Genomic DNA, 13,204 nt, shown 5'->3' with positions numbered 1-13,204 from the left:
CGGGTGTTTGTGGACCGGGGCCGTCAGACGTTGGCGCGCTGCTGCGGGGCAGCGACGTCGTTCAGGACGCGCTGGAGCACGGCCTCGGCAGTGGCGCCGGAGAACTCCGCCTCGGGGTCCATGACGAAGCGGTGGGTCCAGACAACCCCGGCCAGTTCCTTGATGTCATCCGGAAGGACGTAGTTGCGTCCCTGCCCGGCCGCCCAGACCCTTGCCGCACGCACCATGGCCAGGGCACCACGGACCGAAACGCCAAGCCGCGTCTCCGGGGCGTTGCGGGTCTCCTCGCACAGGCGCGAAATGTACTCCAGCACGGCCGAATCGATGTGCGTGGTGGCCGCGAGGTCCGCCATGTCCGCCACCGCCTGGGTGGTGATGATCGGGCTGAGGTCGCGCGAACGGTCCTTCAGGTTGCTTCCGCCCAGCAACTGCACGGTGGATGCGTGGTCCGGGTAGCCGATGGAGGTCTTGATGAGGAAGCGGTCCAGCTGGGCTTCGGGCAGGCGGTAGGTGCCGGCCTGTTCGATCGGGTTCTGGGTGGCGAGCACCATGAACGGGCGGCCCGCCTCGTAGGTGGTGCCGTCCACGGTCACCCGGGATTCCTCCATGACTTCCAGGAGCGCGGACTGGGTCTTCGGCGAGGCTCTGTTGATTTCGTCGGCCAGCACGATGTTGCTGAAGATCGGGCCCTTATGGAACTCGAACTTCTGGGTCTTCTGATCGTAGATGGTCACGCCGGTGACGTCCGAAGGCAGCAGGTCCGGGGTGAATTGGATGCGGTTGTGGGACCCCTGGACCGTGGCCGCGAGGGCCCGGGCAAGGGAGGTCTTGCCTGTGCCGGGGGCGTCTTCGAAGAGGACGTGGCCCTCGGCGAGCATGGCCGTGAATGTCAGGCGGATGACATGGGACTTGCCCAGCACGGCCTGGCCGACGTTCGCAACCAGCTTCTCAAAGGTGTCCGCAAACCAGGCCGCCTGTTCGCTTGTCATTGTCATGTCGTGGGTCCTTCGCTAGGTGTAGTCCGGACGGCTGGTGTGGAGGCCCCGGCCGGGGGATTCAAGTTCGGTGTACAGGTTCAGGGAACCCGGTGCCGGATTGCGCCGGCACCGGGCTTGCGGATCAGCAGGGTCGGCTGCCGGACACAAAGTGCACGGTATCTGCCCGGACCCAGCGGCCGTCGAGGTTCTTTCCCGAAGCGGAGGGACCGCTGATGCGGTACCAGCCGCTGCCGCCCCAGGGGCTGCCGCAGCGGTCCACCGGGGTTCCGCCGTCGGTGGTGCTCAGCCACGGTGACGGTGCCCCGGGCCCGCCCGGGCTGGCGACGCCATAGCAGCGCTTCGGGGTGCCGCCGTCGTAGCCGTTGCCGCCCGGGACTTCCGTGCAGCTGTTATAGGTGCCGTCATTGTTGATTGCCACGCGGTTCGGCGGCGGGGGCGGGGTCGGGTCGTTGCCGGTGGTCGCATTGGCACTGCCGATGGCGCCGTTCACTACGGTCACGGCCCTGACCTTCAGGTTGTGGGTCTGGTCCCAGCCGCCACCGCCACGGTCGTAACGGTTGGCCGTACCCACGTTGATCCATCCGCCGTCGTCATAGCTGACTTCGAAATGGCTCAAGGGGCGCCCGTTCATGTTCGGGTTGTTCCAGGTCCAGTGCACCTCGCCGTCTCCCGTAGCCGACTTGCCGCCGTTCACGTTCGGGGCATCCGGGGCGCCGTAGGGGTTGCCGCTGCCGATGGCCTTGGCATCGCCGGAAATGTTGGCCTTGATGGACCGGGCAACAATGGTGACCGTGACGTCGGTGCCGTTCGGCTGGCCACCGATCACGCCGCCACCTGCGGGAATGGGCCCGGAACCGTAGGCGGTCCGCCAGCTGTATTCGATCTCGCTCTCCTGCGAGCCGTTGCGCTGCGCAGCGGTCAGCGGGGTGAAGGTCAGCCGCAGCTCACCGCTGCTGCCGGTGGGCGCCACCGTGCCGCTGTTCACGGTTCCGGGCTTGCCCGCCGCACGGGTGGGAGCAGAAGGCTGGCTCGTGCCGCCGGTACCCGCCTTGTTCGTCGCGGAAACCGTGAAGGTGTAGTTCGCCTCGGAGTTGTCCACCACCACGTTCTGGGCTGTGGTTCCCACCTTCTGGGAGGCAACCACGGCGCCGCCGCGCAGGGTGGTCAGGGTGTAGGCCGACACCGCGTCGCCGTTGTTGTCCGGAGCGGTCCAGGTCACCCTCAGCTGGCTCTGGCTGCCGACCGGCTGGGCGCTGGCCACGGTGGGAGCAGTCGGCGTCGCCGGAACCCCCGCCGGTACCTCAGCGGCGGAGTACGGACTCCATTCGGAAGGATCCTTGGCGTCATTGCGGGCCAGGACGCGCACCTTGTAGGAGACGCCGTTCGTCAGGCCCTTCCACACATAGGTGGTGGAGGTCAGGTTCTGGATCTGCGGGTTCTGCCCGGCCGGTGCCGGCGAGATCTCCAGGTCGTAGGATTTGATCGGCGAACCTTTGCTGGCCGGCGCGGTCCAGGTGACCGTGAGCTGCTCGTCGCCGAACTTCAGGCCCGGCGCCAACGGGGTGTCCGGTTTGACGTCGGGCCGCACCTCGGCCGACGCGGGTGACGGGTCCGACTCATCGATCGCGTTGGTGGCCGTCACCGTGAAGTGGTACTTGACGTTGTTGGTCAGGCCATTGAGCGTGCAGGTGTTGGCCGGGCAGTCCTGCTGGAATCCGCCCTCGCCCCTCACTGTGTACTTTGTGATGGGCGAACCCCGGTCGGCCGGCGCCGTCCACGTCAGCAGGGCCGTCTCGTCCCCCACGCTCTGTGCCTGGGGGGTGGAGGGCGGCATCGGTTTGTCCTTCACGCTCAGCCGGATGCGTGCCGTGGCCTGGCGGGAGGGGTCGCCGGTCTTGTCGGCCACCGTGTAGGCGACGATCATCGACCCGGTGAACCCCGTGGACGGGGTGACCGTGACCGAATCTCCGTTCGCCACGGCCGAACCCTGCCCCGTCTCCGTGACAGCGTTGACGATCTTCAACGGGGTGTCGGGGAACGGGTTGGAGTCATTGGCCAGCACCTTCACCGTCACCGGCTTGCCGGCGGCCGCGTCGGGCTCGACGTCGTCGCTCGCCACCGGCTTGGGGCGGTTGGACGCGGTCACGGCGAGCTTGTAGGTAGCCGTCGCTTCCAGGCCGCGGGGGTCCTTGGCCTTGACCTGGACGCTTCCCGCGACGCCGGGCTTCGCGTCCCCGTTGGCCCCGACGCGGAGGGTCCTGCCGTCGATCCGGGCGTCAAAGCCTACCGGGCTGTTGCCGACAACCTCGTACTTCATGTTCTCCGCGTCCTCACCGTCCGGATCGCTCGTGAGGCGGCCCAGTTCGATGCTCGCGGAGTCGTTCTGGGGCACCTCGAGGGAACTGCCGAGCAGGGTCGGAGCGTGGTTGCGGTTAGGGTCCGGGAGCACCTTGGTGCGGATGCTCAGTGTTGCCTTCTGCCCGTTCGGATCATCCGGGCCGGTCCCGTCGGTGGCTTCGAAGGTGATGGAGCCGGGGCCCACATAGTCCTTGCCCGCGGTGTACTTGATGGCGGTGCCGCCGTTGGCGATCGGGTCGCTGCCGTCCGCGCCGATGAGCTTGATGCGGTCAGCCTGAGTCAGGAGCGGGCTACGGCCGTCGCGGACCTTCACCCATTCGTTGAGGTTGACCGTGACGGACTGGCCTGCGATGACCTCGATGACTTCGTCCTTGGCGAGGGTCGGAACCTGCTGGCCGATGCCCGGTACCCAGATGATGGCGGTTGACTTCTGCCCGTCCACGTCCTCCACGGTGTAGGGCACCAGTTGCGGACCATCGGTGAGCTGGACCAGCACATTGCCGTCGTTGCCAGGCTTGGCGGTTTCGACGGCCGTGGCGATCTTCAGGTTCTCGCCGACGCCGTCGGGGTCCTCGTCGTTCTTCAGGACCGGCACGTCCACGGCTTTCTTGCCCATGGTCTGGGCCGAGGTCACGCGGTCGTCGCGCGCGATCGGTGCCAGCAGCGGGATCTCGGCCTTGACGTTGACCCGGATGGTGGCGCCGGCCGTGGCTCCACGCTCGTCGACAACCGTGTACCGGATGTTGACGATTCCTTCCTTGCCCGGCGCGGTCAGGATGATACGGCCGCTGTTCTTGCTGACGCTGGCCTGCAGCGCCGGATCGGCTTCGATGCCGTCGGCCTTGATGGCGATCCGGTCGCCGTCGGGATCGGAGTCGTTCGCGAGGGCGTCGACGGCGATCTGGCGGCCCGGGCGCACGGAGACGGTGTCGTCCACAGGGGCAGGCTTCTGGTTGTCTTCGCCCTGCGGGGCGATGCCGACCGTGACCGTCCCGGAGTTGACGGCGCCCTGGCGGTCGATCACCTTGTAGCGGAAGGTGTCGGTGCCTGCGCCGTCGCCGGCGGCCACGAAGTCGATGAAGCTGCTGCCCACCGTCGCGGTGCCCATGCCGGGGGTGCTGTCGATGCCGGTCAGCTGTACGGAGTCGCCGTCGGGATCGATACCGTCCAGCGGAACCGGGATGCGGACCGTGCCGCCGGCCACCACGCGGGCGGTCAGGTTCTGCGGCTGCGGGCGCGAGTTCTGCGTGCCTTCCAAGGGCAGGATGTGGATGGTCACCGCGGCGGCGCTCTTCTGGCCCTGCGGGTCCACCGCGTTGTAGATGGCACGCACCGTCTTGGGCACGGAACCGGCGATGAACCGCAACTTATCCTCGGAAATGGAGGTCTTGCCGTCGGCCTCCGGGACGGTCTGCGCCAGGACCGGGTCCACGTGCAGTTTCTCGCCCTGCGGGTGGGTGTCGTTGGCCAGGACCGCGACGGTGACGACGTCGTTGACGCGCACGTTCACCTCGTCCGGTTTCGGCTGCGGAGCTTCGACGACGGCGGGCGCCGGCACCGGCACCACGGAGACCGTGCCGCTCGTGGACTTGTGCCCGTTGGAAATCGTGTAGCGGAAGATGACCGGCTGCTGGGTGCCTAGCACGTCGGTGACCCGCAGGACGCTGTGGTCGATGACGCTGACAGACACCGAAGTGTTCTCCGGCAGGGTCACGGACTGCAGCACGAGGACCCCTCCGGAGGGGTCGGAGTCGTTGGCCAGGGGGTCCACCAGGACGTTGCCGCCCACCGGGAGCAATGCGACGTCGTGCACGGCCACCGGGTTGCCCGCGTCCTTGCCGGACTCGACGTCAACCCGGATCAGGCCCTGGGTGCTTTGCGGACCGTTGCTGGCGATGTACGTCAAGTACACCGGACCGGGCGTGTTGCTGCGGAAGGTGAAGGTGCCGCCGTCGGTCACGGGGCCGAGTTCTGCGGGGCCAGCCGCCTCGACATGGGCCAGGCGCAGCGCGCCGCCATTGGGGTCGACGTCGTTCTTCAGCGGGGCGATCACCAGATCCTGCCCGACGACGGCGGTCACGTGGTCCGCGTTGACTACCGGCTGCAGTGCTCCCGGCGGCCGGACGTTGATGACCACCCGGCCGGTGGCCGTGGCGCGGCCGTCCCAGACCGAGACGGTGACGTTCTTCTTGCCGGCGGTGGCGCCGGAGTCCTGGTAGGTGAGCAGGCCGTCGCGGCGGATCTTGACTTGGTCCTGCGGGTTGTCGGCCTTGGCGTCCATCAGGACGAGGTCGTCGCCGTCGGGGTCCATCCAGTCGGTGAGGATGTTCTGGCTGACGGACTTGCCCTGTTCCACGAGCAGCGTCGTGGGGCTGGCGCGCTTGAAGACCGGCGGCTTGTTCTCGTCCGGCCCCACCACGTGCAGAGTGATCTTGCCCCCGGCGGACAGGCCGCGGCCGTCGGCCGCGTTGTAGTCGATGACCTCGGTGCCGGGTTTCGCGTCGGAGGGAACGGATATCTGGAAGGCCGAGCCGCCGTAGATGCTTTCGATGGCCCCGGACTTGGGCGCGTTGCCGCCGATCGAGGCGGTGAGCACGTCGCCGTCGGGGTCGGAGTCGTTGTCCAGCACGCTCATGACGGTGGTCCTGCCCGGGCGGGCGCCGATCTCGTCCGGCTTCGTTTCCGGCGGACGGTTCGGCTTGGTCCGGTCCGGCAGCACGTTGATGGTGTTCTCGTCCGCGGAATCCTCGTCCTGGTCATCGGACTGGTTCTTCGGCGGGATGACGTCGTCCCAGTTGTTGACCAGCTGCATGTTCTGATTGACCATCCAGACATTGCCGGAGTTCACGTCGTTGAGGACCACGAGGTCGCGGTTGACCCGGAACACGTAGCTCGGGGAACCGCTGGCCTTGGGGACGTCGGCGGTCTTGTCGTCGGCGTCGGACGTGCAGTCGCGGACGTACTTGTTGGCACCGGCCCAGGCCGAGTGCGTGCAGCCGGCCACCTGCACGGGGGCGGCGGGCACACCCTGGCCGCCGAAGTTCACGACGGCGGCGGTGGATCCGTCAAGCGGCTGCTTGATGAGCGCCTTCGGGGTGGCAATGGCCACGTAGCTGCTGGCTTCGCCGCTCTGCTGGAGCTTGGCTTCGCGGGAGTCCTGGAGCTGGAGCTTGCGCCCGCCCGGCAGGAACAGGTTTCCGCGGGCGGCGTCCAGGACCACCGGCTTGTCGCCGACCACGGCAAGCTGGAGGTCACCGGCGCCCTTGAGTTCATCGATCCTGGTGGTTTCGGAGTTCTGCCGTTCGCCGTTGGCGTCCACAGAGGTGACGGTGACTTCACCCTTCTGCGGGTCCGCCGTGTAGATCCGGTTGTCCTGCCCGACGGCGGAGACCGCGCCGGAGGAGGCCAGCAGCACCGGCTGGGTGCCCTCTTCGTCGAAGCTGTTGATCGTGGACGGTGAGAGGGCCCAGACCCGGCCCTTGACGGGATCGGTAACGGAAAGCACCTGGGTACCGAAGCTGACCTTCGAAGAGGACGGCAGCTGCTTGTCCCCGCCGAGCCGCAGGTTCGCCGCGGAGACCTGGTTGACGGTGGATCCGGTGCTGTCGTCGACGAAGACGTCGCTGGAATTCTGCAGCACGTCGAAGGTGGTGCTGGCCGGTGTGACCGCGCCGTCGAGCACCCGGGAGGGATAGTTCAGGCGGCCCACGGCGTTCTTGGTCTTGCTGACCACCCACACGCCGCCGTCGTTCAGTTCGAGTTCCGCGGTCTTGAACCCCGGGTACAGCACAGCGCCGGTCACCAGCAGCGCAACTGCTGCGGTGAATCCGGTGGTGGCGATGAACTTGTTTCGGCGTTTCCTAAGCCCCAGCTTGCCGAATAAAGACGTCACAGATTCAATTCCCTTGCATCACGGCCGCCCCCAGGCGGCCTCGAACCTCACGGCCTCCGACCGGTGATCATGCGATTCCGCCGTACCCCCATACGGCGGCGGAATTTGTCCATACGACTATCGCATGGGCGTCCCCCGGTTACCAAGGGGAGCAGATAGCACCGGCGCTCCAGAATAATCAAGGACTCACGGACGCCGCGATGGGGAAAGGTACCCATCCGAAGGCCCGCGAAACAGCGCCCTATGAAGAACAGGGAGGCCGCCGGAAAATAAGTCTATCAACTGGCGGAACTGCGGTTTGGCCACGGGGCAGGCGGGGCGGGGCCTGCTCAGTCCAGGACAAGCCCCTTGCCCTGGCCCGGAGACAGCAGGACCGGGGTGATTTCGCCGAAACCGCGCACGTTCTCCGTGGCCTGCGGGTCCAGGACGAAACGATCGTCCTGGCCCAGGGCCGCGGCGGTGGTCTGGTCGACCAGGACGGTGCCGGGTTCGGCCAGGGCCGTCAGGCGCGCTGCGAGGTTGACCGTCGGCCCGTAGATATCGCCGAGCCGGGACAGGATGCGGCCCCATACCATCGCCACGCGCGCCTGGGGAAGGATCTCGTCCTCACTGAATGCGCGGGCCAGCGCAAGGGAGATTTCGGCGCCGGCGGCCGGGGTTTCGGCGATGTAGAGCACTTCGTCGCCGACGGTCTTGACGAGCCGTCCGCCGCCGATGGAAATGATCTCCGCGCACTTGTTCTCGAAGCGCTGGACCAGCTGGGCCAGGGTCTTTTCGTTCATCCGGCGCGACAGGCTGGTGTAGGACACGAGGTCGGCGAAGCCCACGGCACGCGCCAACGGCAGCGGAGCGTCGTCCTCGTCCCCTTCGCGGCCGGCCTCACTGGCACGCAGCCCGGCCTCGGCCCGCACGGCCAGGCGCTGCACGCCGGCGTTCATTTGCCGGCGCCAGGAATAGACCAGGATCTCTTCCATGGCGTCCAGGAGGTTGGGCAGTTCGCTGACCAACTGCTTGCGGGCAACGGCGTCCGGGATGCCCTGCTGCACCACCATGTCTTCGATCAATGCTTCGACCTGCCAGACCACCATGCGGTCCGTCATCTGCCCGATCGCACGGGTCACTGAGATGGCCGCTTCTTCGGTGAGCTTGCCGGCACGCACCAGGTCCAGGATGGTGGATAGCGCGGTGAGGTCCTGCTCGGTGAAGGCGACGTCCTCGTCCCCGAAGTTGGGGAAGCCGAGGGCGCGCCAAAGCTTGCGGGCAGACAGAACGGAGACCCCGGCCGCAGCGGCGACTTCGCGACGGCGGAGCTTGCGTTCGCCTCCAAGGAGCCTGGTCTCAAGTACTTTCATAGCGATACGTTCGGCGGACATCACTCCAGTGGGCGGAGAAACCTGCGGGTCCGGCGTCACGGGGAGCGGCCTGGTGATCGGCTCGTCAAGGGAAGGTTCCGGCAAGGAATCGCTGCCGTCCTCCGGGTCCCGGGGCTGTTCACCGCTCATCTTGTCCACCTTCTCTCCTTGCCCATGTGTTTCTACTGTCATTCACCGATACCGGCGGCAGGCCGTCTATGGCCTCGAGGATGAAGTTCCGGAACCGCGCGGCCTCCGGAACATCGGGCATCAGGGTTCCTCCCGGCTGCCCGGTATCCAAGGATATATTCCCCGAGCGCAATGTCCGCTGGATCAGGGTCTGCCTGAGACCGACGTTACGCACTGCCGCGAGCGAAAGCTGCCAGTCCCGGCGCCGAAGCATTCCGAATCGGGCAATTATCCGGCGGCTCGTGAGGATGTACTGCACGGCCAGCCACTCAAGGTACTTCGGCAGGCAGTAGCCAAGGAGAACCAGGACTGCGAGGAATACGCACGCGAGCACCAGCCAGAGTGTCCAATCCGAGCCGGTCATCACGGGCATCAGTTTGGCCGGCCCGCCTTTGACGATCCAGGCGCAGGCATACGCGGCGAGCGCCGGGGTGAGGATGAATGCTGCCGCCGGGAAGAGGAGGCGGCGCCCCTGTTGCCGGGTCACCACGATCACTTGCTCACCCGGCAGGAGCTGTTTACGCATATCCGCCATCGGTGGGTCGCAGATGCACCACGTCCCCGGCCGTCACTACATGTTCACGGCCGCCGTGGTCCACCACCAGGAGGGAACCGTATTCGTCCAGGCGGGAGGCGTGGCCCACCAGTTCGTGGTCGCCGGGAAGCTGCGCCCGGACTTCGCGGCCCAGCGTCACCAGCACCGCCTCCACCCGCTTATGCAGCGACGGCCCGCCGGCCAGTCCCGCGGAGGGATCGCCGTCGGCGTTGCAGAAGCTGCGGTAGAGCGCCGCGAAACGGGACAGGTAGTTCTGCAGGATGGCGGTGCGGTCCAGGGTGGTCGAGCCCTCCACGAGGAGGGAGGTGGCGGTGGGAACCGGCAGCTCGTCCTCGGCGAGGCTGACGTTCAGGCCGGTGCCGAGCACGACCGCAGGAACCGTGCCGTCGCCCATCGGTCCCAGCTGGGCCAGGATTCCGGAGATCTTCCGGCCGCGGACCAGGACGTCGTTGGGCCACTTGATCTCCGCGGGCAGGCCGCAGTTTTCGAGCAGGGTCTCACGCAGGGCGAGGGCGGCGAGTAGCGACAGCCAGGAGTAGCTCTGGGTAGGCACGGGCAGGCCCTGGGCGTTGACGGGCCGCAGCACGATCGACACAGATACGGCCGAGTGGTCGGGCGCTTCCCAGTGCCGCTCCAGGCGTCCCCGTCCCGCGGTCTGGTATTCGGCTGTCAGCACGGACATGTCCGGCCATTCCTTGGGTTCCACGGTGACCGCCCGCAGGAGGTCGGCGTTGGTGGAGCCGGTGGACTCCACGACCTCCAGGCGGGAAATGCCAGTGCTTGAGAGGAAGTCCCCGTTGAGCAGCGCGTCCTTATCGAGATTTGCCCGTTCCATACTCTGAATCCTAACGATCCCGGCGGTCGCGGACGTAGCCCTTGCGCCTACAGGAAAATGTCGGGCACGAGCTGTTCCTCCGGGGCCCCGAGGCTGTAGGGCCGGAAGTCGCTGACGCCGGCCGCGCGCAGGACCTGCTCATCGGTGTAGAAGTTCCCGCTCAACGGTCCTGCGGCGCCGACTCCCCCGCTGAGAATGGCGTGGGCGGCATCGGCCATGATCTCCGGACCGCGGGCAGCCTGCACGATGCGGTCGCCGCCGGGCATGTTCCGGATGGCGGCCGTGTCAATGAGGGTGCAGGGCCAGAGCGAGTTGACCAGCACGCCGTCGTCCTTAAGCTCCTCGGCGAGACCCAGGGTGGTGAGGCTCATCCCGTACTTGGCCATCGTGTAGGCCAGGTGCCTGCCGGCCCATTTGGGGTCCAGGTTCAGTGGCGGAGACAGTGTAAGGATTTGCCCGTGCGCGGATTCGCGCAGTGCGGGCAGCGCCAGCTTGGAGAGCAGGAAGGTGCCCCGGACGTTGATGTCCTGCATGAGGTCGTAGCGTTTCATGTCGACGGCGTCCGTCCGGGACAGGTCGATGGCCGAGGCATTGTTGACGACGGCGTCGATCCCGCCGAAGCGCTCGACGGCGGCGGCCACCGCGGCGGCGACGTCCTCGTCGTTGCGCACGTCCCCCACCAGGGCGAGGGCCTGCCCGCCGGCGGCCTCCAGTTGGGCGGCAGCGGTGTACACAGTGCCTTCCAGTTTGGGGTGGGGTTCGCCGGTCTTGGCCATGAGCACGATGTTCGCGCCGTCGCTGGCGGCGCGGAGCGCTATGGCCAGGCCGATTCCCCGGCTGCCGCCGGACATCAGGAGGGTGCGGCCCTTGAGGGTGCCCGTCGCCCGGTAGGGGCTGGCGGCACGTGCTGAAGCATCGTTGCTTGAGGTCATGGGGACACTGTAGCCGATCAAAGTTACTCGCGGGTAACATTGGTGGATGCTCGACTTGAAGACGGAAAATTGTAGGGTTTCTACAGCAGTATCCGGGTTTTGCGTCACTAGACTAGCCAGCAGGGCCCGCATTTTGTACGGATGCTACTTAAGAACGCATGCCCAGCAATGCAGTGCCAGCGTAAACAGCTACAGAGCCGGAGACACTTGATGAGCCACGATCTGACCACGACGGCGGGAAAGATTGCCGATTTCCGCGACCGCCAGGCCCGTGCGGAACAGCCCTCCGGCCCCGAGGCCATCGAAAAGCAGCACGCCCGCGGCAAGAACACGGCCCGCGAACGCATCGACCTGCTCCTGGATGAAGGCTCCTTCGTCGAGTTCGACTCCCTCGCCGTCCACCGCTCCACGGCATTCGGCATGGAGAAGAAGAAGCCCCTCGGCGACGGCGTCGTTTCCGGCTACGGCACCGTCGACGGCCGCTTGGTGGCCATCTACAGCCAGGAATTCAGCGTCTACGGCGGCTCCCTCAGCCAGGTCAACGGCGAGAAGATCGTCAAGGTCCAGGAGTTTGCGCTCCGCAACGGCTGCCCGATGATCGGCATCAACGACGGCGGCGGCGCCCGCATCCAGGAGGGCGTGGCTTCCCTGGCGATGTTCGCGGACATCTTCCGCAACAACGTCCACTCCTCCGGCGTCGTACCGCAGATCTCCCTGATCATGGGACCCTGCGCCGGCGGTGCCGCCTACTCCCCCGCCCTCACCGACTACGTGGTGATGGTGGACAAGACCTCCCACATGTTCATCACCGGCCCGGACGTCATCAAGACCGTCACCGGCGAGGACGTGGACATGGAAACCCTCGGCGGCGCGCGCCAGCACAACGCCACCACCGGCACCTCCACCTACCTGGCCAGCGACGAAGCCGACGCCATCGAATTCGTCCGCGAACTGCTGGACTTCCTGCCCTCCAACAACCTCTCCGAAGCCCCCGTGCTGGAGCACGAGCAGGAACTGGAGATCGACGGCGACGACCTCGCCCTGGACACGCTCATCCCGGATTCGGCCAACCAGCCCTATGACATGCGCAAGGTCATCGAGCAGATCGTGGACGACGCCCACTTCCTGGAGATGCAGTCGCTCTACGCCCCGAACGTCATGATCGGCTACGGCCGCATCGAAGGGCACACCGTGGGCATCGTGGCCAACCAGCCCATGCAGTTCGCCGGCACCCTGGACATCGCGGCCTCTGAAAAGGCGGCGCGCTTCGTCCGCCACTGCGACGCCTTCAACATCCCCATCATCACCCTGGTGGACGTCCCCGGCTTCCTGCCCGGCAAGGACCAGGAATTCCAGGGCATCATCCGCCGCGGCGCCAAGCTGCTCTACGCCTACGCCGAGGCCACCGTCCCGAAGCTGACCGTCATCACCCGCAAGGCCTACGGCGGCGCGTACATCGTGATGGGTTCCAAGAAGCTCGGCGCGGACCTCAACCTTGCCTGGCCCACCGCCCAGATCGGCGTCATGGGGGCACAGGGCGCCGTCAACATCCTCTACCGCCGCGACCTCGCCGCGGTTGCCGAAACCGGCGGCGACGTCGAGGCGCGGCGCGCGGAGATCATCCAGCAGTACGAAGAGGAACTCCTCAACCCGTACCAGGCCGCGGAACTCGGCTATGTGGACGCCGTCATTGCGCCGTCCGACACCCGCGTCCAGATCATCAAGGGCCTGCGCGCCTTGCGGGACAAGCGCGCCAGCCTGCCCAGCAAGAAGCACGGGAACATCCCGCTGTGAGCCCGGCTTCCATGGAACAGGACCAGGGCCCGGCCCCCGAAACCCCGCAGACTCCCCTGCTTTCGGTACTGAAGGGAAACCCGACGCCGGAAGAGCTCGCCGCGCTGACCGCCGTCGTCGCTTCGCTCTCGGCCCCCGCTGCCCCGGCGCCGGCCAAAGCGAACGTCCGCCACTGGGTGCGGCGCCAGCGGCTCGGCCTGAACCCGACTCCGGGTCCGGGCGCCTGGCGGCGCAGCAAGGGCTGAACCCGCCGCGGGGAGTGTTCAGCAACCCTTTCAGAAAGGCGCGCCCACCGCTA

8 protein-coding genes are annotated in these 13,204 nt (G+C 67.0%); 2 read left to right on the top strand and 6 right to left on the bottom strand.

Features of this window, described 5'->3' with window-relative positions; genetic code table 11:
• Positions 1-23 precede the first annotated feature (23 nt).
• The 6 genes from ACN9M4_RS06160 to ACN9M4_RS06135 all read right to left on the bottom strand — a co-directional run bounded on the left by ACN9M4_RS06160 (position 24) and on the right by ACN9M4_RS06135 (position 11,112).
• On the bottom strand, positions 24-995 hold the full coding sequence (locus tag ACN9M4_RS06160; RefSeq protein ID WP_426302668.1) for an AAA family ATPase: 972 nt from the start codon (positions 993-995) through the stop codon (positions 24-26).
• A 124-nt stretch (positions 996-1,119) separates the two neighbouring features.
• Positions 1,120-7,248: an Ig-like domain-containing protein gene (locus ACN9M4_RS06155; protein ID WP_426302667.1), complete on the bottom strand. Its 6,129-nt coding sequence runs from the start codon at positions 7,246-7,248 to the stop codon at positions 1,120-1,122.
• A gap of 329 nt (positions 7,249-7,577) precedes the next feature.
• Positions 7,578-8,750 (bottom strand): adenylate/guanylate cyclase domain-containing protein, encoded by a 1,173-nt coding sequence (locus ACN9M4_RS06150; protein ID WP_426303411.1) that lies wholly within the window; start codon positions 8,748-8,750, stop codon positions 7,578-7,580.
• Positions 8,740-9,315 (bottom strand): PH domain-containing protein, encoded by a 576-nt coding sequence (locus ACN9M4_RS06145; RefSeq protein ID WP_426302666.1) that lies wholly within the window; start codon positions 9,313-9,315, stop codon positions 8,740-8,742. The genes ACN9M4_RS06150 and ACN9M4_RS06145 overlap by 11 nt, the downstream gene beginning before the upstream one ends.
• On the bottom strand, positions 9,308-10,180 hold the full coding sequence (locus ACN9M4_RS06140) for a biotin--[acetyl-CoA-carboxylase] ligase (RefSeq protein WP_426302665.1): 873 nt from the start codon (positions 10,178-10,180) through the stop codon (positions 9,308-9,310). The genes ACN9M4_RS06145 and ACN9M4_RS06140 overlap by 8 nt, the downstream gene beginning before the upstream one ends.
• Positions 10,181-10,227: 47 nt before the next feature.
• Complete coding sequence (locus tag ACN9M4_RS06135) at positions 10,228-11,112, bottom strand: SDR family oxidoreductase (RefSeq protein ID WP_426302664.1); 885 nt, start codon at positions 11,110-11,112, stop codon at positions 10,228-10,230.
• Positions 11,113-11,322: 210 nt separating this feature from the next.
• Here ACN9M4_RS06135 and ACN9M4_RS06130 point away from each other — a divergent pair, with 210 nt between their 5' ends.
• Together ACN9M4_RS06130 and ACN9M4_RS06125 are read left to right on the top strand one after the other, a co-directional pair.
• Positions 11,323-12,906, top strand: coding sequence for an acyl-CoA carboxylase subunit beta (locus ACN9M4_RS06130; RefSeq protein WP_426302663.1), 1,584 nt, complete (start codon positions 11,323-11,325; stop codon positions 12,904-12,906).
• Positions 12,907-12,917: 11 nt separating this feature from the next.
• Entirely contained in the window at positions 12,918-13,151 is a 234-nt protein-coding gene (locus ACN9M4_RS06125) for an acyl-CoA carboxylase subunit epsilon (RefSeq protein ID WP_426303410.1), read from the top strand.
• Positions 13,152-13,204 lie beyond the last annotated feature (53 nt).

This window comes from Arthrobacter sp. R-11, from assembly GCF_049913155.1.
Taxonomy (GTDB): Bacteria; Actinomycetota; Actinomycetes; order Actinomycetales; family Micrococcaceae; genus Arthrobacter.
This window is presented reverse-complemented; position numbering and strand designations above follow the sequence as displayed.